General features: G+C 62.0%; 32 protein-coding genes. 11 read left to right on the top strand and 21 right to left on the bottom strand.

Annotated features, from left to right (window positions below; all coding sequences use genetic code 11):
- The first annotated feature begins 37 nt into the window (after positions 1–37).
- A complete protein-coding gene (locus FHX06_RS06470; RefSeq protein ID WP_183878549.1) occupies positions 38–790 on the top strand; it encodes an SDR family oxidoreductase in 753 nt (250 codons plus the stop codon).
- A gap of 45 nt (positions 791–835) precedes the next feature.
- On the opposite strand, the gene FHX06_RS06465 is transcribed toward FHX06_RS06470, so the two are convergent.
- Entirely contained in the window at positions 836–2,176 is a 1,341-nt protein-coding gene (locus FHX06_RS06465; protein ID WP_183878547.1) for an FAD-binding oxidoreductase, read from the bottom strand.
- A gap of 241 nt (positions 2,177–2,417) precedes the next feature.
- Positions 2,418–2,762 (bottom strand): ArsR/SmtB family transcription factor, encoded by a 345-nt coding sequence (locus FHX06_RS06460; protein ID WP_113016055.1) that lies wholly within the window; start codon positions 2,760–2,762, stop codon positions 2,418–2,420.
- A gap of 106 nt (positions 2,763–2,868) precedes the next feature.
- Here FHX06_RS06460 and FHX06_RS06455 point away from each other — a divergent pair, with 106 nt between their 5' ends.
- On the top strand, positions 2,869–3,615 hold the full coding sequence (locus FHX06_RS06455) for a glucose 1-dehydrogenase (RefSeq protein WP_112971892.1): 747 nt from the start codon (positions 2,869–2,871) through the stop codon (positions 3,613–3,615).
- 112 nt (positions 3,616–3,727) lie between these two features.
- Here the strand turns inward: FHX06_RS06455 and FHX06_RS06450 are convergent, their stop codons facing one another.
- The 3 genes from FHX06_RS06450 to FHX06_RS06440 all read right to left on the bottom strand — a co-directional run bounded on the left by FHX06_RS06450 (position 3,728) and on the right by FHX06_RS06440 (position 5,583).
- A complete protein-coding gene (locus FHX06_RS06450) occupies positions 3,728–4,282 on the bottom strand; it encodes a GNAT family N-acetyltransferase (protein ID WP_183878545.1) in 555 nt (184 codons plus the stop codon).
- Between the two features lie 7 nt (positions 4,283–4,289).
- Positions 4,290–4,793, bottom strand: coding sequence for a pentapeptide repeat-containing protein (locus FHX06_RS06445; RefSeq protein WP_112971890.1), 504 nt, complete (start codon positions 4,791–4,793; stop codon positions 4,290–4,292).
- A 232-nt stretch (positions 4,794–5,025) separates the two neighbouring features.
- Positions 5,026–5,583: an NUDIX hydrolase gene (locus tag FHX06_RS06440; RefSeq protein WP_113016058.1), complete on the bottom strand. Its 558-nt coding sequence runs from the start codon at positions 5,581–5,583 to the stop codon at positions 5,026–5,028.
- A 251-nt stretch (positions 5,584–5,834) separates the two neighbouring features.
- On the opposite strand from FHX06_RS06440, the gene FHX06_RS06435 reads away from it, so the two are divergent.
- On the top strand, positions 5,835–6,599 hold the full coding sequence (locus FHX06_RS06435) for an alpha/beta hydrolase family protein (protein ID WP_183878543.1): 765 nt from the start codon (positions 5,835–5,837) through the stop codon (positions 6,597–6,599).
- A gap of 148 nt (positions 6,600–6,747) precedes the next feature.
- Here the strand turns inward: FHX06_RS06435 and FHX06_RS06430 are convergent, their stop codons facing one another.
- Both FHX06_RS06430 and FHX06_RS06425 read right to left on the bottom strand, forming a co-directional pair.
- Entirely contained in the window at positions 6,748–7,197 is a 450-nt protein-coding gene (locus FHX06_RS06430; protein ID WP_112971887.1) for a DUF4168 domain-containing protein, read from the bottom strand.
- Positions 7,198–7,363: 166 nt separating this feature from the next.
- Positions 7,364–8,512, bottom strand: coding sequence for a helix-turn-helix domain-containing protein (locus tag FHX06_RS06425; protein ID WP_112546566.1), 1,149 nt, complete (start codon positions 8,510–8,512; stop codon positions 7,364–7,366).
- Positions 8,513–9,180: 668 nt separating this feature from the next.
- Between FHX06_RS06425 and FHX06_RS06420 the strand changes: the two genes are divergently transcribed.
- Positions 9,181–9,381, top strand: coding sequence for a hypothetical protein (locus FHX06_RS06420; protein ID WP_112546565.1), 201 nt, complete (start codon positions 9,181–9,183; stop codon positions 9,379–9,381).
- A 162-nt stretch (positions 9,382–9,543) separates the two neighbouring features.
- Here the strand turns inward: FHX06_RS06420 and FHX06_RS06415 are convergent, their stop codons facing one another.
- Positions 9,544–10,020, bottom strand: a complete 477-nt coding sequence (locus tag FHX06_RS06415) for an Lrp/AsnC family transcriptional regulator (protein WP_113016143.1) — start codon at positions 10,018–10,020, stop codon at positions 9,544–9,546.
- A gap of 103 nt (positions 10,021–10,123) precedes the next feature.
- Here FHX06_RS06415 and FHX06_RS06410 point away from each other — a divergent pair, with 103 nt between their 5' ends.
- On the top strand, positions 10,124–10,657 hold the full coding sequence (locus FHX06_RS06410) for an RBBP9/YdeN family alpha/beta hydrolase (protein WP_183878541.1): 534 nt from the start codon (positions 10,124–10,126) through the stop codon (positions 10,655–10,657).
- 77 nt (positions 10,658–10,734) lie between these two features.
- Here FHX06_RS06410 and FHX06_RS06405 read toward each other — a convergent pair whose 3' ends face one another.
- From FHX06_RS06405 to FHX06_RS06395, 3 genes are all read right to left on the bottom strand, one after another.
- Complete coding sequence (locus FHX06_RS06405) at positions 10,735–11,232, bottom strand: SRPBCC family protein (protein ID WP_183878539.1); 498 nt, start codon at positions 11,230–11,232, stop codon at positions 10,735–10,737.
- Positions 11,222–11,575, bottom strand: a complete 354-nt coding sequence (locus FHX06_RS06400) for an ArsR/SmtB family transcription factor (protein WP_183878537.1) — start codon at positions 11,573–11,575, stop codon at positions 11,222–11,224. The genes FHX06_RS06405 and FHX06_RS06400 overlap by 11 nt, the downstream gene beginning before the upstream one ends.
- Positions 11,576–11,837: 262 nt before the next feature.
- Positions 11,838–12,809 carry a quinone oxidoreductase family protein gene (locus FHX06_RS06395; protein ID WP_183878535.1) on the bottom strand — a complete coding sequence of 324 codons (972 nt, stop codon included), beginning with the start codon at positions 12,807–12,809 and terminating at the stop codon, positions 11,838–11,840.
- A gap of 58 nt (positions 12,810–12,867) precedes the next feature.
- On the opposite strand from FHX06_RS06395, the gene FHX06_RS06390 reads away from it, so the two are divergent.
- The gene (locus tag FHX06_RS06390; RefSeq protein ID WP_312866504.1) at positions 12,868–13,752 is read left to right on the top strand and encodes a LysR family transcriptional regulator; all 885 of its coding nucleotides are present in this window, start codon (positions 12,868–12,870) and stop codon (positions 13,750–13,752) included.
- A gap of 75 nt (positions 13,753–13,827) precedes the next feature.
- On the opposite strand, the gene FHX06_RS06385 is transcribed toward FHX06_RS06390, so the two are convergent.
- Together FHX06_RS06385 and FHX06_RS06380 are read right to left on the bottom strand one after the other, a co-directional pair.
- Positions 13,828–14,355 carry a DUF4142 domain-containing protein gene (locus FHX06_RS06385; RefSeq protein ID WP_183878533.1) on the bottom strand — a complete coding sequence of 176 codons (528 nt, stop codon included), beginning with the start codon at positions 14,353–14,355 and terminating at the stop codon, positions 13,828–13,830.
- 108 nt (positions 14,356–14,463) lie between these two features.
- Entirely contained in the window at positions 14,464–14,772 is a 309-nt protein-coding gene (locus tag FHX06_RS06380; RefSeq protein ID WP_210300466.1) for an MliC family protein, read from the bottom strand.
- Between the two features lie 410 nt (positions 14,773–15,182).
- Between FHX06_RS06380 and FHX06_RS06375 the strand changes: the two genes are divergently transcribed.
- Positions 15,183–15,383: a hypothetical protein gene (locus FHX06_RS06375; RefSeq protein WP_183878531.1), complete on the top strand. Its 201-nt coding sequence runs from the start codon at positions 15,183–15,185 to the stop codon at positions 15,381–15,383.
- 73 nt (positions 15,384–15,456) lie between these two features.
- Here the strand turns inward: FHX06_RS06375 and FHX06_RS06370 are convergent, their stop codons facing one another.
- The 7 genes from FHX06_RS06370 to napE form a co-directional block, all read right to left on the bottom strand.
- A complete protein-coding gene (locus FHX06_RS06370; protein WP_183878530.1) occupies positions 15,457–16,440 on the bottom strand; it encodes an alpha/beta fold hydrolase in 984 nt (327 codons plus the stop codon).
- 134 nt (positions 16,441–16,574) lie between these two features.
- Positions 16,575–17,282 (bottom strand): NapC/NirT family cytochrome c, encoded by a 708-nt coding sequence (locus FHX06_RS06365; protein WP_112546556.1) that lies wholly within the window; start codon positions 17,280–17,282, stop codon positions 16,575–16,577.
- Entirely contained in the window at positions 17,279–17,773 is a 495-nt protein-coding gene (locus tag FHX06_RS06360) for a nitrate reductase cytochrome c-type subunit (protein ID WP_183846332.1), read from the bottom strand. The genes FHX06_RS06365 and FHX06_RS06360 overlap by 4 nt, the downstream gene beginning before the upstream one ends.
- Positions 17,743–20,247, bottom strand: a complete 2,505-nt coding sequence (gene napA, locus FHX06_RS06355) for a periplasmic nitrate reductase subunit alpha (protein ID WP_183878527.1) — start codon at positions 20,245–20,247, stop codon at positions 17,743–17,745. The genes FHX06_RS06360 and napA overlap by 31 nt, the downstream gene beginning before the upstream one ends.
- Positions 20,222–20,503, bottom strand: coding sequence for a chaperone NapD (locus FHX06_RS06350; RefSeq protein WP_112971876.1), 282 nt, complete (start codon positions 20,501–20,503; stop codon positions 20,222–20,224). The genes napA and FHX06_RS06350 overlap by 26 nt, the downstream gene beginning before the upstream one ends.
- A complete protein-coding gene (locus FHX06_RS06345) occupies positions 20,496–21,014 on the bottom strand; it encodes a ferredoxin-type protein NapF (RefSeq protein WP_183878525.1) in 519 nt (172 codons plus the stop codon). The genes FHX06_RS06350 and FHX06_RS06345 overlap by 8 nt, the downstream gene beginning before the upstream one ends.
- A 9-nt stretch (positions 21,015–21,023) precedes the next feature.
- Positions 21,024–21,233, bottom strand: coding sequence for a periplasmic nitrate reductase, NapE protein (gene napE, locus FHX06_RS06340; protein WP_112546552.1), 210 nt, complete (start codon positions 21,231–21,233; stop codon positions 21,024–21,026).
- Between the two features lie 271 nt (positions 21,234–21,504).
- On the opposite strand from napE, the gene FHX06_RS06335 reads away from it, so the two are divergent.
- Positions 21,505–21,933 (top strand): DUF805 domain-containing protein, encoded by a 429-nt coding sequence (locus tag FHX06_RS06335; protein WP_183878523.1) that lies wholly within the window; start codon positions 21,505–21,507, stop codon positions 21,931–21,933.
- A 222-nt stretch (positions 21,934–22,155) separates the two neighbouring features.
- Positions 22,156–22,812: a glutathione S-transferase family protein gene (locus FHX06_RS06330; protein WP_183878521.1), complete on the top strand. Its 657-nt coding sequence runs from the start codon at positions 22,156–22,158 to the stop codon at positions 22,810–22,812.
- 69 nt (positions 22,813–22,881) lie between these two features.
- Here FHX06_RS06330 and FHX06_RS06325 read toward each other — a convergent pair whose 3' ends face one another.
- The gene (locus FHX06_RS06325; protein WP_183878519.1) at positions 22,882–23,793 is read right to left on the bottom strand and encodes a LysR family transcriptional regulator; all 912 of its coding nucleotides are present in this window, start codon (positions 23,791–23,793) and stop codon (positions 22,882–22,884) included.
- Positions 23,794–23,926: 133 nt separating this feature from the next.
- Between FHX06_RS06325 and FHX06_RS06320 the strand changes: the two genes are divergently transcribed.
- Together FHX06_RS06320 and FHX06_RS06315 are read left to right on the top strand one after the other, a co-directional pair.
- On the top strand, positions 23,927–24,916 hold the full coding sequence (locus FHX06_RS06320; RefSeq protein ID WP_112546549.1) for an aldo/keto reductase: 990 nt from the start codon (positions 23,927–23,929) through the stop codon (positions 24,914–24,916).
- Between the two features lie 101 nt (positions 24,917–25,017).
- On the top strand, positions 25,018–26,253 hold the full coding sequence (locus FHX06_RS06315) for an aldo/keto reductase (protein ID WP_112546548.1): 1,236 nt from the start codon (positions 25,018–25,020) through the stop codon (positions 26,251–26,253).
- Positions 26,254–26,339: the final 86 nt, after the last annotated feature.

The following is a 26,339-nucleotide window of genomic DNA, read 5'->3' as shown; positions in this document are numbered from 1 at the left end:
CGTGGATTGCAGATACTTGGAAACAGGGAGCGGATCGATGAAGGTGACGGTCATGGGAGCAAGCGGGCGCATCGGAACGCGCCTCGTGGAAAGCCTCAGGCAGGCGGGGGCCGAAGTCGTCCTCGCATCCCCGACGTTCGGCGTGAACAGCGTGACGAGGGAAGGCCTGAGGGCCTCGCTCACCGGCGCGGACACTGTCATCGACGTGACGAACGCGGCATCCTTCGGAGACGATTCCGCGCTGGAATTCTTCCGGACATCGACCCGAAATCTGCTGGCCGCCTCTGCAGATGCAGGGGTCGGGCACTATCTCGCGCTGTCGATCGTCGGAACCCCGCACCTTGTCGAGAGCGATTATTTCCGCGCAAAGATGGTTCAGGAGAACCTGATCAGGGCGGCGCGCCGGCCCTATACGATCGTCCATTCGACGCAATTCTTCGAATTCATCAGCGGCGTGATCGACATGGCCGCTGATGGCAACGATATCCGCCTTCCCTCCGCCTCCATGCGGCCAATCGCGGCCGATGATGTCGCCGACGTGCTCACCCGGCTGGCCTTGAAACCTCCGGTGAACGATACGGTGGAAATAGCCGGGCCGGAGCGGTTCGCCCTCGATGAAATCGCCCGCATCCTCGTCGCCGCGAACGAAGACACGCGCGAGGTGATCACCGACGAGACCGCGCGCTACTACGGCGTCGAACTGAACGACGACACATTGCTGCCGCGCCAGCCCGCCCATGTCGGTCCCGTCAGGCTCGCGGACTGGCTGAACCGGTCCATGGCCGATTAGGTTTCGATCGCGGCCCGCATGCTCATGGCCGTCACGGACAGAAACTCACGCCTGCGGCGTGATGTTCTGGTTGAGACGAAACAGGTTATGCGGATCGAGCCGCGTCTTCAGGCGCGCAAGGCGCTGGTACTTTTCCGCGCCATAGGCATCCAGGGCGACGACCGAGCCGGCATCGGCCTGCTCGTTGACGTAGTTGCCGGCCATCGAGAGCTTCGAAAGCGATTTACCGGTGGTCCGCCCCCAGGTAATGCAGCGCTCGTCATCCGCAGCGTCGTCCCAGACCGGCTCTGCAATCCAGTAATAGCCTGCTCCTCTTCCCGTATAGGCCGTTGCGTCGTCCGCGATGTCGGAGATGGCTCCGCCGAGCTGGATCGCATAGACCTCGGAATCCGGCGTTGGCGCATCGGCGACCGAGAGCAGCATCGTATCGATTGCTTCATCGCTGACATCGGACCAGAAGCCGCCCTTGCAATAATATCGCCGCGACCAGGCGAAGTGCTCGTCGTTGCGGCTCTGGAGGGTAAGATAGGGCAGCCTGTCGATGCTCCCGACGCCGCCATCGGCCAGCACGCCGAAAGGCGACAGGGCCGCGTGAGCAAGGGCATCAGCCCCCGACCAGACCGTCGTCACGTTCAGACCCGTGGCGGTCACGGTGAAGCCGAGGGTAAAGTCGCGCGGCTGACCATGCGTCCGGTCGCGCAGCGCCAGCAGGGCTTGCCGCATGCTGGCCGCAGGATAGTCCCAACGGCCGACTGCGATGGAAGCAAGCGGATGCATCCTGAATTTGAATCGCGTAACGACGCCAAAGTTGCCGCCGCCGCCGCGAATGCCCCAGAAGAGTTCAGGGTCGGACGTTTCGCTGGCCCAGACGACATCGCCGGAAGCGGTCACGATCTCCGCGCCGAGCAGGCTGTCGATGGTCAGGCCATATCTCCTGCTCATCCATCCCATGCCGCCGCCGAGGGTCAGGCCCGCCACACCCGTATGTGAAATAACGCCCGCCGGCACCACATACCCTTCAGGAACAGTGGCGCGATCGAGATCGCCAAGCAGTGCCCCGCCGCCGACCTCGATCGTGCGCGCCTCCCGATCGATCGTGATCGCCGCCAGTTCCGATAGATCGAGGACAAGTCCGTCATCGCAGGTCGAAAATCCCGGAAGACTGTGGCCGCCGCCGCGCACCGCAAGCAGGGCGCGCGATGCAGCCGCCGCATGTACCGCTTTCCTGACGTCATCGACGCTTCGCGGGCGGACAATCGCGGCAGGCCGCCGGTCGGCGATGCCATTCCATACCTTGCGGTAGCGTTCGTAATCCTGATGGTCCGCCGTGATGACAGGGCAGCCGTGGCCGACCAGAGAAAGTTCCCTCAGCAGCAAATTGGACATGGCGCGTCCCCCAACGTCGCACAACCTCCGGCACATACTGACCCGATCCCGGGCATCAGTCGACCGAAAAATCAGGCGTCACTAATATGCCAAACTATCTCCTCCGGCCTACGTTTTTATGTGACGACCTTCGATGAAGAGGATCTGATCTCGACGGGTTTGGGTGCCCTCGCCGGCTGGCAACCGGGCACTCGCCAGCACACCTCGTCAGGCGAAGGCCAGACGGCAACGGCCAGGGAGATCAGCCTACGTTCGCGACATCGGTGGGCTGTCCGTAGGCGCTCAGGATGGCCCTGACGAGGCCGGGGAAGCGTTCCTCCACTTCCTGGCAGCGCGAGTGGTTGCGCATCTCCACACCCTGACGTTCGCCGCGGATGAGGCCAGCCTCGCGCAGCACCTTCATATGTTGCGACAGCGATGATTTGGGGATGACGCGCCCGCCGAGTTTGGAAAGCGCAGCGCAGGTGCCGCTGGAGCCGAGGCCCGCGATCTGTGCGAAGATCGCCACGCGCTCCGGATCGGAGAGCGCATAAAGGATCGCCTCCGGCTTCAAGTCCTCGATGGCTGGATGAAAGAGCGGTCTCATGAATTTGATATAGGGCTACTTGAAATCGAGATCAACAGTTCCGAATTTCTGAACTATGGAACAATGCCGTCAACCCCGGCGGCAATCCAGGTCGAAAGGAACTGATATGTCTAAGCTTGCTGGAAAAGTCGCCGTCGTGACGGGAGCCTCCAAGGGGATCGGCGCTGCGATTGCCAAGGCACTCGCCGCTGAAGGTGCAAAAGTGGTGGTGAATTACGCCTCGAGCAAGGCGGGTGCAGACGCAGTCGTCGAGGCGATCGCTGCCGCCGGCGGCAAGGCGGTCGCGGTGCAGGGCGATGTTTCCAAGGCGGAACAGGCAAAGGGATTGATCGACGCCGCAGTCAGGGAATATGGCCGTCTCGACGTACTGGTCAACAATTCCGGCGTCTACGAATTCGGCGCGATCGAAGAGATCACCGAGGAACACTATCACCGCCAGTTCAACGTGAACGTTCTCGGCCTGCTGCTGACCACCCAGGCCGCGGTCAAGCACATTGGCGAGGGCGGCAGCGTCATCAACATCTCCTCCGTGGTAACAAGCCTCACCCCGCCCGCCTCGGCCGTCTATACCGGCACCAAGGGCGCCGTGGACGCCATCACCGGCGTGCTTGCCAAGGAGCTCGGCCCGCGCAAGATCCGTGTCAACGCCGTCCTCCCGGGCATCGTCGAGACCGAAGGCACGCACACCGCAGGCGTCATCGGCTCGGATTTCGAAAGCAACGCGGTCGCCCAGACCCCGCTCGGCCGCATCGGCCAGCCCAACGACATCGCCACGATCACGACCTTCCTCGCTTCCGACGATGCCGGCTGGCTGACCGGCGAAAAATTGGTCGCCGCCGGCGGTTTCCACTGATCGCCTGTTGATAGCGGGCGTGCCCTTTCACGGGCACGCACCCTGCCCCGGCTTCGTCCAAGGGCGATCGCATCATGGGACTATCGATGCGGGCACTCCCGAAATCGACGTCTCACATGGCCTGACCGGCGATGCAGCCGAACATCCTGAAATCGTGGAACGCGTTTTTGAACCACGCTTTCTGACGGAGCGTCCCCTCATACCTGAACCCGGCCTTTTCCAGAACACGGTCCGATGCCGCATTGCCAGGCAATGTCCATGCCTCGATGCGGTTCAGGGAGAAGTGATCAAATCCGCATCTCGTGACGGCCCTCACCGCTTCGGTCATCAGCCCGTTTCCCCAGACCGAAGGGTGCAATTCGAAGCCGAGCTCGGCCCATTTCCAATGCATGTCGATAGTGTTGAACCTGATGGCGCCGAGAAGCCGGCCCGAGATATGATCCTCCATGATCCAGGCGCAGCCCTTTCCCTTGGCATGGGCCTCGCACATCCATTTTATCGAGCGTCGGGTCTGGGCTATTTTCGGGGCATCCGGCCAATTCGAAAAGCGGGCAACCTCCGGGATCAGGACAAGCTCGTGGAAATCGTCGCAGTCGCCCATATCGGGCGAGCGCAACTTCAACCTGTCTGTGAGGAGCAGAGGAAAACCGCTTGTCGAATGTCCCATGGCAGGATCAGGACGCCTGCGATTTTCTGTAGGCCGCAACGATCTCTTCGAGCGGCACCCCGTCGAGCATGGCGCCTGGCATGCGGCAGTTGGAAAAGGTGACACCTGAGAGATTGATGTTCTGGAATTGTGATCCCGACAGATTGACGTCGTTCACGTACCAGCCGGTCATGTTGCTGTCGTTGAATTTCGCACCGGAAAAATTGATCTGGTTGAACCATGTTCCCGTGAGATTGGCATCGTTGAAACGTGATCCCGACAGGTCGGTGTCATTGACATCGAGCCTTTGCGTCGTCCGATGCAGCATGATCTCGTCGCCGACGACCGAGAAGAGCAGCGGCTTGTCGCCCGCATCCTGCCCGACCGCAGCAGAAAGGGTGTTCCAATCCTTCACGCCGAATTGTTTTGCAATCAGTTCCAGGCAATCGCTGTGAGACAGCTCGATCTTGCGATCGCTGAGAGCCTGCCGCAGGGCTTTCGCCATGCCCTTGATACCAAGTGTCCTGAGCATTCCAGTTCCTCCAGGGCAATCAAAACGTCAGAGCTCACATTGCTGACCGACTGCCGAAGGCTGGAAGTCGAAGGGGGTATCAAAAGTGTTTTCACCATACCAGGTTTGGCGTGAGCGGCTGGCAACACAAGGCCTTGGCGAAATTACTACCTGCCGCCCCGCAATTGTCAACAAGCCGGAAAGGCCTGCTTTGCCGATCCTTTCAAGGCACCGGCCCCGGCCTGCCCGATGATTATCCGAGCCGGCCGGCAGCCCGCAGCGCCAGAAGGATCGACGAGACATGAAGGGCCTGCCCGATCAGGCCGGACTGCAATCCGTCCAGCACCTCTGGTATCGGAAGGGCATGAACGGTCAGGCCCTCCTCGCCGGCATCGAGCCTTTGCTGATATCTGGGCTCGGCGCCGGTTGCGAGAAAGGTGTGAAGACGGTTCGTGTGTGAGGCCGGGTTCGGATAAAGCGTGCTGACCAATTGCCAGTTCTCGGCAATGTAGCCGGTCTCCTCTTCCAGTTCGCGGCGGGCTGCCTTTTCACTGTCGATATCCTGCTCGTCGAGGCCGCCGCCCGGTATTTCCAGGAAGAACCTGCCTGCCGCATGCCGGTACTGGCGAACAAGCAGGAGGCGATCGTCGGTGGTGATCGCGACGATGTTGATCCAGTCGGGATAGGACAGCACGTAATAGGGAGAAATCCTCACGCCGCCCGACGTCAGGCAGTCGTCGGCCCGCAAATTCAGCCACCGATCCTGCAGGATCGCCGTGGATTTGATCACCGTCCAGCCGTCGTCCTCCATTCGAAAATTCTCCCGCTTCGAACTCATCGATCCCGAAGACTAAAGCATGTCGCGCAAAAGTGTGCAGCGGTTTTGCGGCAACGACATGCGTAAAAACAAGGACCTGAAACGCGGCAGGCGGATCTGGAGGATCGCCACGCGCTTTAGGTCGATGCGCGCCGGTCGGCCATGGCTCATGCCTTGCGAAATTCATTGCAGTTTTCGGTTGGCGTGTGGGAGTTTGCGTCAGTGGAAATCGGGCGCGAATCCAGATGGCGGCAGGTCTCACCAGGCTTGAGAAATACTTCATTCCCTCCGGCGAGCCGGATGCCCGACTGGAGATTGTCGCGGCAAGGCCCCGGCACGAAGGACCATATCCGACCATCGTCTTCAACCACGGTTCAACCGGACGCGGCCACAACAAGTCCTTCTACACGAGAACCGCGAGCCCGGCTGTCGTGGCAAACCATTTCGTCGAACGGGGCTGGATGATCCTCTTTCCGCAGCGTCGGGGCAGAGGCAAATCGGGCGGAGCCTATGGCGAGGGGCTTGCTCCTGACGGTTCCGGCTATTCCTGCAATGTCGAAATCGCGATTGCCGGCTTCGAGCGCGCCGTCGAGGATATGGATGCTGTCGTACGCCATCTGCGCGAGCGGCCCGATGTAGATCAGAGCCGGCTTGTCATTGCCGGCGTCTCGCGCGGCGGCATCCTGTCGATCGCCTATGCGGGCATGCGCCCGGGGATCTTCCGGGGTGCCGTCAATTTCAACGGCGGCTGGCTCGGCCGAGGCTGCGCCAATCATGAGATCGTCAACCCGGCGATCTTCGAACGCGGAGCCTCAGCCGGGATTTCGACGCTCTGGCTGCACGGCACGCATGACCAGTATTATCGGATAGAGCACTGCCGGGGAAATTTCGAAAGGTTCCGCTTGGCGGGTGGACAGGGCAAATTCATTGCGGCGGCCGCGGGCCATGCGCTGATGTTCAAGCCGGCATTGTGGGCGAACCATCTCGATCAATACATGGAGAGTCTGTAACCGCTGGGCTGCCATACAGGATGTCGATCCTCCCTTTGCTCAGCGGCGGAGGGAGACAGGCCAGGATGGTGCTGACCTCGCCCCAGATCGAGGTGTATTCCTCGACGTAATCCTCTGCAATTCAAGGATTATGCAGAAACGCGCAGCCCTATTGCTGCTGCTGCGCCGGCGGCGGGGTTCCGATCTTTTCCAGAACCTTCTTGGCGAGAGCCGGGTCGCTCTGTGCGGCCGTCAGGATCGACGAGTATTCCTCGACAGAGATGTCCTTGGAGGCTTCGACGGTGTCGACCATCTGCTTCTTGGCTTCTTCCTGCAGCTTCTGCTTCGAAGCCTCGTCCTTCGTCGCGCCGATCTTGGCCGAATATTCCTTCCTGACCTTGTCGACCTGCAGATAGGCAACGGCAAAGGCCTCGATTTTCTGATCGCTGACGGGTGCGGCTGCACCATTGTCGCCGCTCTGCCCCTGCATCGGCGCCTGGCCCTGTGCCGATGGCTGCTGTTGCGCCTGGGCCATCTCCTCGGCGGATGCCGGGCTGAGAGCAAGCAGGCTGAAGACCACAGCGGTCATCGTTGCGACGGGTGTGTAACGAGTGATCATAGTCATTCCTTTTCACGTGCATGATTTGATCGGCAGCAGGACCGCCTCGGTCGATCGCTCAGCCGCTGGGGGCCGGCGAGGTCGCAACGATGGACTGCCAAGAGGGCACGGTGCGGCGGTGGCGGGGCAATTTGCTGACGATTGAGCGGCAGCTTTGTGTCAGGGATCAGCCTGCAAGCGTCAGCCAGTCGCCGATCGTTGTCCCATGATGCCGCGTGGAACGCTGGGCCGGAACAGCCGGGCGCTCGGTTGCCACGGTCTTGCGGATCTCGCGCGGGCTCACTCCGAATTCGTGGCTGAAGGCGCGCGTAAAATTGGCAGCGACGGCAAAACCTGCGGCCTCCGCAATCTCGGAGATCGGCCTGCCGTCGGCCGGGTTGCTCAGGTCCGCATAGGCCTGCAGCAGCCGCCGCTTGCGGATATAGTTCAGCACTCCGCCGCTCGCTTCGAACAGTTGGTAGAGCCGCGTGCGCGAGATGCCCACGGCGCGGCAGATGGCGTCGGGCGTCAGATTCTCCGATTGCAGGTTGAGATGAATGTAGCGATGCGCCCGCTCCATTATTCCCATGCCGGTCTGCATCTGCCCCGCATCCGACCTCATGGAGGCCGCCGCACATGCAACGACCATATCGGCGATCGTCTGGATGATGCGCGGCACCTCTCCGGTCGTCAGGCTGCTGAGCTTCGTTTCCAGGCCGGCGATATAACTGACGAGCAATTCAGCCAGGCTGCCGGACAGAAGCGTGTTGTTGGCGCCCTGGAGGATGCTTGCATCGACGGCCAGCAGTTCATAGGGCAGGAAGACGAGCACGGCGACGCTATCGGTCATGCGCCCGCGATAGGGATAACCGAGAGACCTGAAAAACACCTCGCCGGCAGCAGTTTCCGTGACGTGACGGCTGACCTCGGTCCAGATCCGGCCGCTGCGAAGCAGGCCGACATTCCAGTGGTCGATCGGGCTCGAACGCAGCATGGATTGATCGCGGCTATAGCCATGCGCCTGTGTATGCTGCTGGACGATCAGCATGCTGCCGAGATGCCAGCCGGTCTGTTCGGCAAGAAACCCGTCCTCGGGCGATTTTCCGTCCGGCAGACGCACATCCACGAGCGGCGCCATATGCGCACGCCAGGCCTGGAACTGGTCTTGCGCCGGCAGATCTTTCGTCGAGAAACGCAGGGGTACCAGCGCAGGCGCGACATCCGCACGCAGCTCCTTCTCCGCGGCCGGCTCGCGCGGCCACCGCCGCCGCTCCAGATGGGCCGGCCACGCCTGCCCCGCAGCGGGGTCATCTCCAGATCCAGAACCCGTAGCCATCCAATCCCTCCAGCGTGCCAACCGATCCGACCGGGCCGTTGAAATCGAAAATGAACAATCGCTTATTTACAGCAAGATCGCCACCGGAAACCGCCCTGGCCGGGAATCGGCGCGCGCTCACCCCTTTAAGTTGTTTATCATAATCCCTTTGGAGCAGAAATGTACGCAACGATAATTTTCAGGACGGGCGGATAACGACAATTGCGCCCCATGGCTGTATTTAAATAAGCACGGTCAATTCCCTGATGGAGACGGAATAGACCGGAATATTTCACCTGAAAGCGCCCGACAGGGACGGAGCAGCCCCAGGTGAAGCGGCAAGAACCCAAGTAAAAACACAAGGATATGAAGAGGCAGTCATGAACTGCCCGGGAAATATTCGTGCGCGTTCTGCATAGGCTTCGGCCATTGCGGAAACTCTTCGTCACACAACCCGCAGCCGTCAAAAAGAATACTTATAACCGGCTACGGAGTCTTCCTTGATCACTCGACTGGGGGAGGATCGAGGCGATCGCTGGCAAGGCCATGTGAGGCGAAGTGAGGGGTTGCGCGCAAGTTCAGGCGCTTGAGTCTATGCGTATGAGCCTGATGCTGACGCGCAACCCCATTCTATCGAACCTTGAGAATTCTGATGCGAGCTGCCCGGTCATGGGCAAACGGAGGCTAAGATGATCACTACGGAAAACCAGAACTACGTCGAATTGAAAGTGACTTCGAACTGCCGCAAGGAAGTCGAAATCGCAATGATGGCAATGCTCGGCAATCTGCAGAAACACGGATGGTCGGCAGCTGAATTGGCACTGGCCCTTGCCGATGCCTCCGAAGAGCTTGTGATGCTGATCGCGAGCAAGACGGTGCGATCCAATTAGGCTGTCGTGACGCATTCGTCATGCAAGCCGGATCATCATGCTTTCGAGCGTGATGAGAACAAAGAGACGAACGGCGAGTTGGTCGTATCGCGCTGCGATACGACGCCGCTGTTTGAGCCAGGGAGAAAACCCCATGGCACCCCTGTCGCGATGATCGCGAAATCAGCCCTTCATGATGAGCTCGCGCCCGATCCGTTTGGGAGGCTCGCTGCGTAACACGATCGCAGTGTTGACCGAGCCATAGCGGGCAACGGCATCGACGATGCCTTCGAGCTCGGCCGGCGACGGCACGATAACCTTCAGATGGAAGCAGTCCTCGCCCGTCAGCCTGAGAACCTCTATGACCTCGGGCATTTCGGAAAACTGCTTCAGGCAGGTCTTGATATGTTCGTGCGTGGTGCGCAGGCGAATGATCGCCATCATTCCAAGCCCGACCGAAGCCGGATCGACGACAGCCCTGTAGCCGCTGATGATGCCGCGTTCTTCAAGCCGCTTCAGACGCTCCGATGTCGCCGGCTGCGAGAGGCCGACTTTTCTTCCAAGTTCGGAAACGCTGATGCGCCCGTCGCCCTGCAGAATTTCGATCATGGCAATATCGGTTGGATCGAGCTCGGCACGACTATCGAAATATTTCGCCATCGACTTTGAATCCATCGGTTTGACGCGGGTTTTTCCGATGAATGCCAATTTATCCGATCCTAGTAAACGGTCATGTTTGCGCGATAACCACGAGAGGCGAAGCATGACCGCAATCATCCATCTGCCGGGCATCGGCAATTCCGGAAAGACCCATTGGCAGAGCCATTGGGAGAATACCGATCCCTCCATCCGCCGCTTCCAACCTGCGAGCTGGGACGAGCCTGATCTTTCCGACTGGATTGCGGCGCTGGAAGAGGCCGTGCGTGCGGCGCCAACGCCACCCGTTCTCGTGGCTCACAGCCTCGCCTGCCTGCTCGTCGCTCATTGGCATGACGTGTCCGATCTTCCGGTAAAGGGCGCAATGCTGGTAGCCGTGCCGGATCCGGCCTCTCCGGCCTTTCCGTCACAGGCGGCAGGCTTTGCGGAGGTGCCCGGCAAGCGGTTTCGATTTCCGTCCCTCATCGTGGCAAGTACCGACGATCCCTATGGTTCGCTCCCCTATGCCGAGAGGCGGGCAGAGCAATGGGGAAGCGAACTGAAGGTGATCGGAGCGGCGGGCCATATCAACGGCCAAAGCGAACTTCGCGAGTGGCCGGAAGGTCTGGCGCTCCTGGGAAATTTCGCAAGCCGCCTCTAGCCCGGCTCGCCGGCATGGCCGCGCCTTGCGGCACCGGGACCGGCCGCGCCAGGCGGCCGGTCTGGGAAACCGGCGATTTACGCCCCTTCCGCACCGAGGGTAAGAAGCAGCTCGTCCAGCTGTTCGAACTGTTCGGGCAACCCGCCCTCCGCCCCGGAATTGGCCTCGAAGGCTTCCTTCGAGGGATAGAGCTCGCGCAGGACCAGCAGCGTCTTGCCGTCTTTTTCCTCGAAGGTCACCGTGGTCACGGCAGCGTCATCGCTTTCCTCATTCGTCCAGACCAGACGCGCGTTCGGTATCACGTCGAGATATTTGCCGAAGAATTCCATCGCGCTCGCGGCATCGTGTCCAAACGCTATACGGTAGCCGCCTCCGACGCGCACATCCATCTCGCAGGAAAGCATGGGCACGCCCATCGACTTCGGCGCCCACCACCGCATGAACAGCTCGGGCTTGGTCCACGCTTGAAACACGATATGTGCCGGGCCGTTGAAGGTTCGCCGCACGACGAGTTCACGCTCGGACGTCCGTTCCACCGTCGTGGGGTTCTTCATAGGGGTAGGCTTACTCTCCATCGTCCTTCTCCTTCTGTTTCAGTTCCTCGACAAGCTTGTCCAATGCATCGAAGCGTGCGTCCCAGAGCTGGCGGTAGCTCTCGAGCCATGCCGCCTCTTCCTCCAGACGGCGCACACCGAGCTTGCAGGTGCGCACGCGCCCGACCTTCTGTGTGATGACGAGCCCCGCCCGCTCCAGCACACCGACATGCTTCTTCATGCCGGTCAGCGTCATGCGGAACGTCTCGGCAAGGTCCGTGATCGACGCGTCTGCACGCCCGAGCTGCTCCAGAATGCCGCGCCGGGTGACGTCCGAAAGCGCGGCAAACGAGGTATCGAGACGGGTTTGTGAATACTGAACCATGTGGTTCAGTATATAGCGTATGGATCGGCGGCGCGCAAGGCGCGGTGCGGGGCCGTCGGCGAAAAGACCCCTCCCCAACCCCTCCCCACAGGTGGGAGGGGCTAAGCCCGGACGGACCGCCTCGCCTCTTCCGCAACCTTGCATGTGGAGAAGCAGCTGCGACGCGTTAAGCCCCTCCCCCTTGTGGGGAGGGGTTGGGGAGGGGTTTTTCATCGTATCAAAACACGGCCATCAACTGCAGCAGCCTCCTGCCCCGGCCCGATCACGGCAGCAGAAGAATACTCCCGGCCGACCGCCCGCTTTCCATCTCCTCATGCGCGCGGGCCACCTCCGCCAGCGCATATTCGGCTGATATCTCGCAGACGATGCCCCGTCCCATGGCGGCGATCGCAGCTTCCGCAGCCTCGCGATATCGGCCGGGATCGGCGCACCAGGCCATGATGCTCGGATGCGAGAGCGATTTGCCGGGACGCAGCTCCTCGACCGCAACGGGCGGGATGGGACCTGCGGCCTGTCCGATGGTAACGGCGGTACCGAAGGGGCGCACGGCGCGGATGGTCTGCAGCAGCATGTCGCCGCCGATGCCATCATAGGCGGCATCGACGCCGTTCCCGCCGGTCAGCCGCTTGACCTCTGCCACGATATCGGCCCCTCGCCCGACGATCAGGTGATCGGCTCCATAGGAGGTTGCAAGGGCCGCCTTTTCCGGCGAGCTGACGGTGCCGATGACGGTGGCGCCGAGCGATTTCGCCCACCGCACCAGGATGCTGCCGAGCCCGCCGGCAGCGGCGTGGATGAGCACGGTGCTGCCCTGCCCGACATCGGTGACTTTCCTCAGGAGCATATAGGCCGTCATACCCTTGAGCAGCGAGCTTGCGGCGACCTTGGCGGAGACGGCGTCGGGAAGCGCCATCACCCTCTCGGCCGCGATGATGCGGGTGCTGGCATAGGCGCCGGCGGGCGGGCCGGCATAGGCGACGCGCTCACCCGGCCGGAAGCCGGAGACATCGGGGCCGATCTCCTCGACCACGCCGGCCGCCTCCACGCCGATGACGGCGGGATAGGAAGGCAGCGCATAGATCCCCTTGCGGTGATAGACATCGAGAAAATTGGTGCCGACGGCCTGATGGCGGATCCTGATCTCGCCGGCGCCGGGGCTTTGTGGCGGCTGGTCCTGCAGCCGGAACCGCGTGACATCGCCGGGGGCGTCGAGCAGGACGATCTGGTCGGGCATCGGTCATTCTCCTTCATGGGGTTTGCGGATGGGGGCAAACTAGCCGCTGGCCATGTGTGTGAAAATTCCCTATCGTCGCACAATGATTGGGAAGGAATTCACACATATAGACTGGGACGACCTCAGGCATTTCCTGGCGCTGGCGCAGGCGGGAACCTTTCTCGGCGCGGCAAGGCAGATCGGCGTCGAGCACGCCACGATCAGCCGGCGCATCGCCGCGCTCGAGAAAAATCTCGGCCGCAAGCTCGTCGACCGCCGCGGGCGGCGCATCATCCTGACCGGCGATGGCGAGCAGGTTGCGAAACATGCGGCCCTCGTGGCCCAGCAGATGGCTGTCATCGAGCAGCTCGGCCGCGCAAGCGCCACGGAGACGCGCGGCCATGTGCGGATCAGCGCCCCGCCGGCGCTCTCGAGCGTGCTGCTGGCAAAACCCGTCGCCGCCCTCAGGCGCGAGCATCCGGGTGTCGAGATCACGCTTGTCGGCGAAAAACGCCTCGCCTCGCTGAACCGCCGCGAGGCCGATATTGCCGTGCGCATGTCACGCCCCGAAGATGGCGATTATGCCATCACCAGGCTCGGCGACATGGCCTTCCACCTCTATGCAGCGAAGACCTATCTCGAAAGCGTGCCGGAAGCGCAATGGACCTTCATCGGCTATGACGAGGGCATGAACGCCTCGCCGCAGCAATTGCGCCTGACCGAGCTCGCCGCCGGCCGTCCGATCGCAATCCGCTCTTCGGTGCTGGAATTTCAGGCCGCCGCCGCACGGCTCGGCGGCGGCGTGGTGCTGCTGCCGGATTTCGCGGTCACGGATGCGGACGGCCTTCGGCGCATCGGGGACGAAAACGCACTGACGCGGGAAATCTGGCTGGTGGTCCACGCCGAGATCAGGGACGTGCCGGCCGTGAGAGTGGTGATGGAGGCGCTGAAGAGCGCGTTTTGACGTGGTGCCGCTGGCTGCGATGCCCGGGTCCCTGACCTGAAAAGCACCGCAGCGCCCTGCCGGCGACCGAATGGCCTACTTGTTCAGGTCCTTTGCCATCTGCAGGTGATGCTCGAGCGCCGGCCGGGTCTTCGCGGCCCAGGCCTTCAGGTCCGGGTTGTCGCCCTCATCGCCGTAGCGCTTGAAGAGATCGACGGCATCCTCATGCGCCTCCTCCTGGTCGGCATGATACTGCTTGGTGAAATCCTCGCCCTGCAGGCCGCTGAGCTTGTCGAGCATCTCCTTCTGGGCCGATGTCATCGTCTGCGGGATCTTCGCCTGCACCTTGCCGCCGGAGACCAGCGCCTTCAGCTCCTGCGACGTCTTCTGATGATCCTTCACCATCTGCTCGGCGAAAGCCTTGGTCGCAGCGTCCGAACGCGCGATGGCAAGCTTGCTGGAATCGATCTCGAACATGTCCGATGTCGCCGCCTCCGCAACGAAATCCTCTGTCTTCGGTGCAACCCCGAGAGCGGAATTGACACCGGTTTTCTCTGCGGCTGTCTGCGCAAGCACGGGCGATGCGATGAGCATGGCAAGACCGGCGATGAGAAAAGGCTTCATGATTGTTTCTCCTGATTGAGGCGCCACGAAACGAACAATGCGCAGCCGCAAAAGTTCCGCTTGTCGCGAAATCAGGCCTCTCGACGCAACCGGCCCGAAGGCGCCGGCTTACTGCACGTGGCAGCTAGTGGATCGCCCGGGCGCCTCCAGCTGCGCATCGTTGCCCTTGATCCAGAACAGCACGGTGCCGTCGGTGTAACGCGCGCCGGAACCGGACATGCCCTGCGGCAGACGGAAGCTCTTCCCGCCCGTGGTCAGCAGCACCGCGCTCGGCTCGGTCACGAAGCTTGCGGTGGCGCCCTCGCCGTCATCGCAGCGATAGATTACCGCCGCCTTGTCCTCGGCAAATGCCGGCGCAAGGCTCATCACAAGCACTGCACCTGACAAGGCAAACGCACTGCTGTTCAACCTGCTCATGCCCGTCTCCTCGGTTGGAAATTCTGCGAGGCCGACGGCAGATGGCGGCCGCGGCCTTGCCGGCGGAACGAAAACCCCGAAGGGATTTTCGGAAGACCCGGCCTTCTATACCGCGACAGGCTCGCCACCGTCAAAACGCCCATCCGGCCAGAGCCGTGGGCACCGCGAGCCGGCTTGGCGCCGCGCACTGACGCCCATTCTGCAGCATGACCGATGGCGAAAATTGGCACCGGATGTCGAATTCGCGCCTGCTCGCGCGTCATCTTGCCAGGGAGGTCAGGGAGAACAGCGATGACGATGACCACGACCGCCTTCGAACGCTCGCCGACTCCGCCTTGCTTTTGTCACCACCTTGACATGTATTCTTTACAAACAACGCCTACCATAGGTTCGGACAAGGAGGACCAGCTATGATTGAGATGACCGCATCGGATATGCTGAGGGATCCGCTGATCCGCCAGATGCTGCGCGCCGACAGGATCAGCCTTGCCGCCTTCGCAACCCTGCTCGATACCGCCAGCCGGCAGCTGGCCCGCCGCGCCGGCGAGAACGTTGCTCCGCGGCCCGCAGTTCCGGAGGCCCGATCCAGCGAGGCCCTTACCACCGCCTGACTTCCCCATGCCCGACAAGGGCAGCAACTTTCGGCTCGCCTTAGCCAGGCGGGCTTTTTTTTGCGCGACGCCCTTAGGCGACCGCGATTGTGGACTGGCTCGCCTCACCGGTTTCGCCCAGCGTCTTGCCTGCAGGATCGCCGGACGTCTTGTCCGCAAGATCGCCCGGCGTCTTGCCTGCAGGATCGCCCGGCGTCTTGCCGGCAAGATCGCCCAGCATCGTCACCGCCAGATCGGAGGCGACATGATGCGGCATGTGGCCGATGCCATCAAGCAGTTCGACCCGGGCCGCCGGATGCCTCTCGTGCAGCCAGTCGAGATGCCAGCGCGGTCCGATGATCCGGTCCTCACGGCCGAAGAGAACGGAAACCGGCAGATCCGCCGGAAGGCTCCGAAGCGGCTGCATGTCGCCGTTGAAGGCCCAGAGTTCCTCGGCCATGGTGGCGATCGAGGCGGCATTGACCACATGCACGGCCGGCAGCGCGAAAAGCCCTGCGGCGACGGGATTGGGATGGGACGAGGTGCGCAGGCCGCGCTCGAGGAAGTAGGACGACCAGCGGGCAATCACATGCTGGCGGATGACGGGGCCGACGAAGGGAGCGACGGCGCTGCGCAGCACGATCAGCGGCTTGAAGGGAACGGGCCGGCAGCAGGGCGAGATGAGAAACAGGCCTTTCAGCAGATCCGGCCGGCGGGCGGCCAGATGCAGGGCTGCCGCGCAGCCGATCGAGTGGGCAGCGAGCACCACACGCTCAAACGCCAGCGCCTCCAGCAAACGCTCCAGCCAGAAGGACTGGCCAAGCGGCCCGCGCTCGCCGACAGGCAGTGCCGCGCTGAAACCATAACCCGGCCTGTCGGGCGCGATAATGTGGAGGCCGCTGCCCGAAAACGGCATCATCACCTCCTCGGCAATGCTGCCGCAGCCATGCAGCAGCACGACGGGATCCGCACCCGCGCTGCCGCTTTCGAGCATATGGATCTGCTCGCGGCCGGTCTGAACGATCTTGCCGACCCGCGGGGAGATAAGCGGCGAAGGAACGGGCTGCACGTACATCATGACGGCGAAAACGCGGATGCCCCGGCAAACGTTCCAAGCCCCGGAAAGCCTGCCGCTTTCAGAGGCTTGGAGCTGCGGACCTTCACAAACATGCCCTGCCCTTCTTGCGACACCAGGCAAAGGCGCCGCAGCCGTCAGTTGTCGATGGCCACCGCATCGGCCGTGCCGAGATAGGCCGCGAGCTTGGCACGCTCATGCCAGCCGGGATCGGCATTCCTGCCCATCAGCTCCGCCGGAACCTTCCAGCCCGGATCGACGCCTTCCATGTTCGGAAGCTCATGCGCGATGCCCTTGTGGCAATCGATGCAGGTCGCCTTGCCCGGCAACAGGTATCGCGTGTGGATCTCGGCGGCGCGCACGGTCTGTTTCGTCAGGTCCATGGCCCCCATCGAGTGGCAGTTCCGGCATTCCAGGCTGTCATTGGCCTTCAGCCGCGCCCATTCGTGCTCGGCGAGTTCCAGCCGCTTGTCGAGGAATTTTTCGCGCGTGTTGATCGTCCCGAATATCTTGCCCCAGACTTCCTTCGACGCCTGCATCTTGCGCGCGATCTTGTCGGTCCACTGGTGCGGCACATGGCAGTCCGGGCACGTGGCGCGAACGCCCGAGCGGTTCGAGAAGTGAACGGTGCGGCTCAGCTCCTCATAGACGTTCGTTTTCATTTCATGGCAGCCGGTGCAGAAGGCCTCGGTATTGGTCACTTCGAGCGCGGTATTGAAGGCACCCCAGAACATGACCCCGCCGACAAAGCCGCCGAGCGTCAGGAATGCCAGGCTGAGTGTCGTTGCCGGCGAGCGCAACAGGCGCCAGCACCACAGGACTATCGTTTTGATCCTCCCGATCATTGCTCGCTTCCCGCAGGCTTGAAGCCCAGCTCGCTCATATCCTTGAAGGTGTTCGGCACCAGCGGCTTTGCATCCGCCTGCGGCACGTGGCAGGCGGTGCAGAAATATCGCCGCGGTGAGACATCGGCGAGCATCTGCCCTTCCCGGGTCATGTAATGGGTGACGCTGATCATCGGCGCACCGGAGCCTTCCGTCAGCTCGCGCCGATGGCAGGAAAGACAGCGATTGGCGTTCACCGTCAGCTGGTAGCCCTCGATCGAATGCGGGATGATCGGAGGCTGGTCCGGATAGTTCCGCATCTTCCTCAGGTCATCGATCACCCATTTGGGAACCGGCTTCGCCTCCTTGCTCTCCATCGGATTCTCGTTGCCGGACAACGAGGGCACCATCTGCGCGAGCGTGACGGTGCCGGTGAGCAGGAGAAGGGCGACGGCCGCGATCGCCCGAGCGCGCCTGGAGATTAGGCGACCGGAAGAAGCTTGACTGCGCATTTTTTGAAATCCGTCTGCTTGGAGATGGGGTCGGTGGCGTCGAGCGTGACCTTGTTGATCAGCTGGCTGGCGTCGAACCACGGCACGAAGATCACGCCATGCGGCATGCGATTGCGCCCGCGGATTTCCACCCGGCTGATGATCTCGCCGCGCCGCGACTGGATGCGCACTTCCGCACCCTGGTTGAAGCCCAGCTTCCTGGCGTCGTCTCCGTTCATGAAACAGCGCGCACCGGGAAAGGCCCGGTAGAGCTCGGGAACACGCATCGTCATCGAGCCGGAATGCCAATGTTCAAGGACACGGCCCGTCACGAGCCAGAAATTGAACTCGTCATCGGGCGACTCGGCGGGCGGCTCGTAAGGCACCGCCAGGATGACCGCGCGGCCGTCCTTCTGCCCGTAGAATTTCAGCCCCTCGCCCGGCTTGACGTAGGGGTCGTAACCTTCGCGGTAGCGCCACCGCGTCTCCTTGCCGTCGACGACGGGCCAGCGCATGCCGCGCACCTGATGGTACATGTCGTAGGGCGCCAGATCATGTCCGTGCCCGCGGCCGAAATGGGCATATTCCTCGAACAGCCCCTTCTGGATGTAGAAGCCGAATGCCTTGGCCTCGCGGTTCTCATAGTCTGGCGAGACGTCCGTCAGGGGGAATTCGTCCACATTTCCGTTCTGGTAGAGCACCTGGTAGAGCGTCTTGCCCTTGTAGTCCGGGTTCTTGTCGAGGATGTCGGCGGGCCAGACCTCGTCGGTGGTGAAGCGCTTGGAAAATTCTACCAGCTGCCAGAGATCGGAGCGGGCATCGCCCGGCGCATTGACCAGCTGGTGCCAGACATGCGTGCGCCGCTCGGCATTGCCGTAGGCCCCCTCCTTCTCCACCCACATGGCCGCCGGCAGAATCAAATCGGCGCTCATGGCTGTCACTGTCGGATAGGCGTCCGAGACGACGATGAAATTGTCCGGATTGCGATATCCCTTATAGGTCTCGTTGCTGGTGTTCGGCGCGGCCTGGACGTTGTTGTTGACCTGCACCCAGTAGAAATTCAGCTTCCCGTCATGCAGCATGCGGTCCTGCTCGACGGCGTGATAACCGGGCTTGTCCGGCAGCAGCCCCTCCGGCACCTTCCAGATTTCCTCGGCATGCTTGCGATGCTCCGGATTGGTGACGACCATATCGGCCGGCAGGCGGTGCGCAAACGTGCCGACCTCGCGGGCCGTGCCGCAGGCCGACGGCTGTCCCGTCAGCGAGAACGGGCTGTTGCCCGGCTCGGAAATCTTTCCCGTGAGCAGATGCAGGTTATAGACCATCTGGTTGGCCCAGACGCCGCGCACATGCTGGTTGAAGCCCATTGTCCAGAGCGACATGACCTTGGTCTTGGGATCGGCATAGAGTTCCGCGAGCTGCTCCAGGAAGGCGCTGTCGACGCCGGAGAGCTCGACCGCCTTTTCGAGCGTGTATTCCGAGACCATCGCCTTGAAGGCCTCGAAGTCGATCGGATCCATCTTGGCGGCGTCGGCGACACCCTTGGCCTTCAATTCCAGCGGATTGTCGGGGCGCAGCCCGTAGCCGATATCGGTCGTGCCCTTCATGAACTTCGTATGCTTGTCGACGAAATCCTGGTTGACGCGGCCGGTCTGGATGATGTGGTTGGCGATGTAATTGAGGATAGCAAGGTCCGAACCCGGCTTGAAGATCAGCGGTATGTCGGCAAGGTCCATGCTGCGATGCGTGAAGGTGGAGAGCACCGCGACCTTGACATGCTCGTGCCCGAGCCGCCTGTCGGCCACCCGCGTCCAGAGGATCGGATGCATCTCGGCCATGTTCGAGCCCCAGAGCACGAAGGCATCGGCGTTTTCGAAATCGTCGTAGCATCCCATCGGCTCGTCCATGCCGAAGGTGCGCATGAAGGCGACCGCAGCCGAAGCCATGCAGTGGCGCGCATTGGGATCGAGGTTGTTGGAGCGGAAGCCCGCCCGCATCAGCTTTGTCGCGGCGTAACCTTCGAAGATGGTCCACTGGCCGGACCCGAACATGCCGAGCGCCGTCGGCCCCTTTTCCTTGAGCACGCGCTTTGCCTGCGCCGCCATCACGTCGAAGGCTTCTTCCCAGGTGACGGGTTCGAACTCGCCGTCCTTGGCGTAGACGCCGTCCCGCTTGCGCAGTAGCGGGCTCGTCAGCCGGTCCTTGCCGTACATGATCTTGGAGAGGAAGTAGCCCTTGACGCAGTTGAGGCCGCGATTGACCTCCGCCTCCATGTCGCCATGGGTGGCAACGACCTGGTTCTCCTTCACGCCGACCATGACGCCGCAGCCGGTGCCGCAGAAGCGGCACGGCGCCTTCGACCATTTGATCTCCAGCGCCGCCACTCCGCCCGGCACCGATTGCGCCGCAGCGGGCGCAGCGATGCCGGCAGCCGTCGCGGCGATCGCCGCCGCCTGCGCCTTCAGGAGATCACGCCGCGTGAGTTCGGTCGTCATCGATTGTCTCCTCGATTTCCAATGCCTGTTCAAAAACCATGTGGGCGGCGAGCACGCCGTCCATCCCCGAAATGCCGATGAGCCTCTCCCCGAGCACGCCGGAATGCGGCCCCTCGATCACGACGACGATCTTGCCCGGCACCGTCGCGTGAACCTCCACCCCTTCGATCGCGGCCAGACGCACCGCGACATCGCCGGTCAGTTCCGGGCGGGTGATGACGACGGCGCTGGAGACGTGATGGCGGCTGTCAGGCATGGGTTGCCTCCCGATGGCGGGGTTTCATCACGATTGCATCCGCCGGACAGACCGAAATGCAGGCGCCGCATCCCGTACAGGCATGCGCATCGAGCTCGGGAACGAACGGCCCGCCGAGCCGCGGCCAGAACCGGATGGCGCCTTCAGGACAGCTGTCGCGGCAGGCCTGACAGTCGACGTAATTGTTGGCGAGGCACCCGTCATCGATAACAGCATGATGGGCAAAGCTGCTGGCGGGACCGGCCGGAAAAACGCTCTCGGGACATCGTTCCGCGCACTGGCCGCAGAAGGTGCATTCCCCGAGTCGGAAATCCACGGTGGGAATGCCCGAACGGATCGAAATGATCTTCGTGGGACAGGCGTCGACGCATGCACCGCAGCCCGAACAGCTCCGAACGGATGTTTCAGTCGCTCCGGGGGGAAGTATCACCCCGGGAGGAAAATTCGTCGCCGGATCTGCCGATGACCTGCCGGTCAGAAAACCACGTCGCGTGCGTGTTGAGAGAACCATTGGAGACCCTCACTCTGCCGAGCCGGGAGGTGCGGCCTTGACCTCATGCGGCCCCGGCGGCCCGTAGACGATCTGGTACATCCAGACCATGAAGCCGTAACCGCCGACGACGCCGACGGCGACCACGGGCCAAATCCCGAAAGCAAGCACGGCGAAGGTCAAAAGCTCCCGCCTGCGCTTCCTCTTGAACTCTGCGACAGAATCCGTGATTTGAGCCACAACGCCTCCCCAGAGTTGCCGACGCAACCATTATGACACTTTAGGCGTGTCAGGCCAATCACCATCTCCTGTCGCGCCATCGCAGGCGCTGCACGTCCAGGAATCGGGTACATGAGAAGGTGTATCGCAGGCCCGCCCGGCAGTCCTTGACAGAGATCAAGGGGGCAGCCACTGAGATTTAATCCACGGAGCGGCCGACCGCGCTGCTTCGAAGCAATCGTCTAACTATGAGCGCGAGAGTGTTTTTCTCGATCAGCGGCAAGGGGATTCAATGCTCAGAGCATTCTCGTTACACGGTAGGCTTGGTCGTCTTCGCTATTTCCTGTCCAACATGGCAGTCATCGCTTTCGCCGCGGCCGCGATATTCGCGCTCACTCGCCTACTGACGCCGGTCGGAACTCGGCAGACGATTCCTATGGTCGAGGCGTTAGTCGCCCTGACCTATGTGCTGGCTATCATCGCCAGCCTTTGCTTGATGGTGACGCGTCTGCATGACTTCGATCAGAGCGGCTGGTGGAGCCCTTCAGTCCTCTTGCTTCATTTGGTCTATGGCTATTACGAGGCGGTTGGCTCCCTGATCGGGGCAATTCTCACCGGCATTTTTCTGCTGGCGCTCCATCTTGCAATCATCCTCACTCCTGGCTCGAAAACTGCCAACCGGTTTGGCGAAGTGCCCGGCTCCGCCGGAGCGCCTGTTTAAGTTTGCTCGGCCGATAATGGCCGCCGCGAGCAAGCCCGGAATTTACGGAGATCAAGCGGCCGCATTGCTACCAAGTTCCGACGATTTCCGCCGTGATCCCGTGATATTGGACCCGGTGAGGGATGTCGCGCAGGCATGACGGATAGCCAAGAACTAACATCCCGCTGTCGGATTCAGGGCCGCCTGCCCGTCTTCCAGACGGACAGATCACGGAGGACAGAAATGACGATCACCATTACCGCCTTCGAACGCTCACCCGATCGCGGCAAGGGCCTTGCGCGCGATATGCGCGTGCGCTGGGCGCTTGAGGAAGCAGGCCAGCCCTATGATGTCCGCCTCGTCTCCTTCAAGACGATGAAGGAGCACGCCCATCTTGCGCTTCAGCCCTTCGGGCAGATCCCGACCTATGAGGAAGGCGATCTCGCGCTCTTCGAATCCGGCGCGATAATCCTGCATATCGCCCTCAATCATCGCGGCCTGCTGCCCGATGATGCCAACGCCCGGGCGCGCGCGATCACCTGGATCTTTGCCGCAATCTCCACGATGGAACCCGTCATCGTCGACCGCGAGACCGCCAGATTTGAAGAGGGCAAGGAGAGCTGGTACCCGGAGCGGCAGGCCCATGTCGAAAGACGCATCCGCAAGCGGCTCGGCGAACTCTCCGCCCGGCTCGGCGATGCCGACTGGCTGGACGGAGATTTCAGCGCCGGCGACCTGCAGATGATCTCGGTGCTGCTGCGGCTGGAGGGATCGTCCCTGCTCGGGGAATATCCCAACCTCTGCGCCTATATCGCACGCGGACAGGCGCGGCCCCCATTCAAGCGCGCCTTCGAGGCACAGAAGGCGGTGTTCCTTGCCGTATCGGCCGGCGGGCGGTAAGTCCGGTTGGGGATGGGTGGCGGAAGCCTCGGCGCCGCGAACATCGCAGCTTGTTCGACGTCCGCATGCTTACACAGGTCTTCTTTGAAGGGCTCGCGCCCGAAGCTCGCGCAGCAAGGCGGTGAACGCGGCCGACGGATGCCGTCTGTCGGCATAGTAGAGATGATAGCCCGAGAAGGGCTGGCACCAATCCTCAAGGACATGGACAAGCTTGCCTTCGGATATTGCAGGAAGCGCCACGTCATCCCACACCATGGCCAGGCCGTGTCCTTCGATCGCCGCCTGCATTGCAAGGGACTCGTCCGTGAAGATAAAAGGCCCGTCGACCCGGACGTTCAGTTCGTGACCGTCCTTCTCGAATTCCCAGGCATAAAGCCCGCCGGTGGTTGGAAGGCGCACGTTCATGCACCGGTGCCGCGTCAAATCGTGAGGCGTCTGCGGAAACCCGCACCGGGCGAGGTATGTTGGAGACGCGACGACGACGAGGCGTAGATCCGGCCCGATCCGAACAGCGATCATGTCCTTCTCGACATGTTCGCCAAGGCGGATGCCGGCATCGAAGCGCCCGGAGACGATGTCGGTGAAGGATGCGTCGATGGCGACTTCGACTTTGACTTCCGGATAGTCTTGGACGAGGCGCGAGATCGCAGGCCACAGTATCGTCTCGGCCGCGTGGCGCTCAGCGGTCAGCCGGATGATGCCCGATGGCTTGTCCTTCAGCTCGCTCAACATCGCCAGTCGCGCCTCGACGTCGGAAAGCGCCGGCTTCAGGGTCTCGATCAGCTGCTCCCCTGCTTCGGTCGTGGCCACTGAACGTGTCGTGCGCGTCAGCAGCCGCATGCCCAGACGTTCCTCCAACCTGCGGATCGTCTGACTGAGCGAGGACTGGGATTGCCCCAGGCGGGCTGCGGCCTTCGTAAAACTCTGTTCCTCGGCGACGGCCAGGAACACGTTCAGATCACCCAAATCGTTTCGCCGCATTTATTATCTCATCTTATAAGCCCAAGCACAATTAAGCATCTAATGCATCATTCGTCACCAGAGTATGTTTGTTTTCAGGCCGCCCGCCGCACATGCGGGCCGAACTCGAACCCTGTGAACAGGCTGAAAATCAATGAAAACGCGCATGCTTGGAGAATTGGCCGTTTCAGAAATCGGCTATGGAACGATGAGTTTCACCTCGATCTACGGGCAGTCTCCCGATAAGGCGGAATCCATCCGCATCATCCGTGGCGCTCATGATCTCGGCATTACCCTTTTCGACACCGCCGAGGCCTATGGCCCGTGGACGAACGAGGAGCTTGTCGGTGAAGCGCTCGCTCCGATCAGGGACGAGGTGATCATCGCATCCAAGTTCGGCTTCGATCTCGAAGGCCGGTTTGGCGCGACCGGGCCGGGCACGAACAGCAGGCCGGAGCGAATTCGCTCGGTGGTCGATGCCATGCTCACCCGGCTCAGGACCGATCGTATCGACCTGCTCTATCAGCACCGTGTCGATCCCAATGTCCCTATCGAAGACGTTGCCGGCACCGTGAAGGACCTCGTGGCCGCCGGGAAGGTTGGTCACTTCGGTCTGTCCGAAGCGAGCGCGGCAACCATCCGTCGCGCTCACGAAGTCCAGCCCGTGGCGGCTCTCCAAAGCGAATATTCCCTCTGGACGCGTGATCCGGAAGCCGAAGTTCTGGCAGTTTGCGAGGAGCTCGGCATCGGTTTCGTGCCGTGGTCTCCCCTTGGACAAGGATTTCTGACAGGAACGATCAGCGCCGCCACGGCAATTGGGGAGAACGACTTCCGCTCTTATCAGCCACGATACACCGAGGAGGCCCGCCTCGCCAATCAGGCTCTGATCGATCTCTTGCACCGGGTGGCTGTTGCCAGGGGTTGCACGCCTGCCCAGATCGCACTCGCGTGGCTGCTTTACCGCAAGCCTTTCATCGTACCGATCCCCGGCACCAGGAAGCTGGAGCGCATCCGGGAAAATATCGGCGCTGCCGATGTCGTCTTTTCCTCCGATGACATCAGGGACATCGATGACGCGCTGGCCCGGATCGAAATCCACGGGGCGCGGCTCAATGAAGAGCATCTCAAGCTGACAAACGGCTGATCCTCATTCGCGAAGGGAGCGAATCCTCATGTCCGCGCCTGCTCCCACAATAGCCAACCGCGACGTGAAACCTTTTCAGATCAAGACGCAAGGAGCGCTCCATGCCTGACAATAATGAAAGTAACCTCGCCGCTACCGGCTCAGTGGTCATGAGCCGCCGCAATGTTCTGCTATCTGGAGCAATGCTCGGTGGCGTCGCATTGATGTGCGGTCTTGGGGCGCAACCCGCGGCGGCAAATGCCACGATATCGGGAGCCTCCGCCGTGTCTGGTCCACGAAAGTTGGGAAGTCTCAACGTATCTCCCGTCGGCCTAGGTTGCCAGTGGCTCCCCGGGCCGAAGGAGGGCGTCGTCACCGACTTCTACACCAGTACGCTCGAGCGTGGTGAAGCGATCCGCCTCATTCGAAGCGCGGTGGACAGCGGCGTGACCCTGATCGACACGGCCGAGATGTACGGACCTTTCGTCTCCGAGGACATCGTTGGAGAGGCGCTGCAGAGTGTCCGAAATCAGGTCTATATCGAGACCAAGTTCGGCGGCGACATCGACCCTGACACCGGCAAGATGGGGGACCGTGGCATGAACAGCAGACCGGAGCATGTTCGTCGCGCGGTCGAGGGTTCGCTCAAGCGTCTGAGGACGGATCACATCGACTTGCTCTATCAGCATCGGGTCGACCCCACTGTCCCCATCGAAGACGTGGCTGGCGTCGTCCGGGATATGATGGCCGAGGGCAAGGTGCTCAACTGGGGTCTCTCGGAACCCGGTATCCAGACCATCCGCCGCGCCCACGCGGAACTCCCCCTCGCCGCCATCCAGAACGAGTATTCGATGATCTGGCGCGGCCCGGAGGCAGAAGTCCTGCCCCTTTGCGAGGAGCTCGGGATCGGCTTCGTCTGCTGGAGTCCCCTCGGTATGGGCTTTCTCTCCGGGAAGATGAACGCCGACACCCGTTTTGGCGCTGGCGCGACGTTCGATCTTCAGGCCGGCGGCGGTGCGTTTGATTTCCGCGCGCTCGTACCGCGTTACTCCCCGGAAAACCTGAAGGCCAACTTGGCGCTCTACGCCGTGGTCTTGAAATGGGCGCAGCGCAAGGAAGCGGCCCCTTCGCAAATCGCGCTCGGCTGGCTGCTGGCGCAGAAGCCATGGATCGTTCCTATTCCCGGCACCACGAAGATCGCGCACATGCAGCAGAACATCGGCGCGGCTTCGGTGAACTTCACCCCGGACGAACTCAAGGAGCTCAACGGCGATATCGCGGCCGTCAAGATCGCAGGAGCACGTCTTCCGGCCGAAGAGGAGCATGTGGTCGGCGCCGACACCCCTCGGAGGAAATAAACGAGCCTGAAGAAGGCTACGCACGGCGCCACCGCTTACACAGTGACACAACTCAACTAAGCGGCTCCTGCTTCCGGAAGCGGAGC

Source organism: Rhizobium sp. BK512 (assembly GCF_014194915.1).
In the GTDB taxonomy this organism is placed as follows: Bacteria; Pseudomonadota; Alphaproteobacteria; order Rhizobiales; family Rhizobiaceae; genus Rhizobium.
The sequence above is the reverse complement of the archived record's forward strand: the minus strand, read 5'-3'. Positions and strand labels throughout refer to the sequence as shown.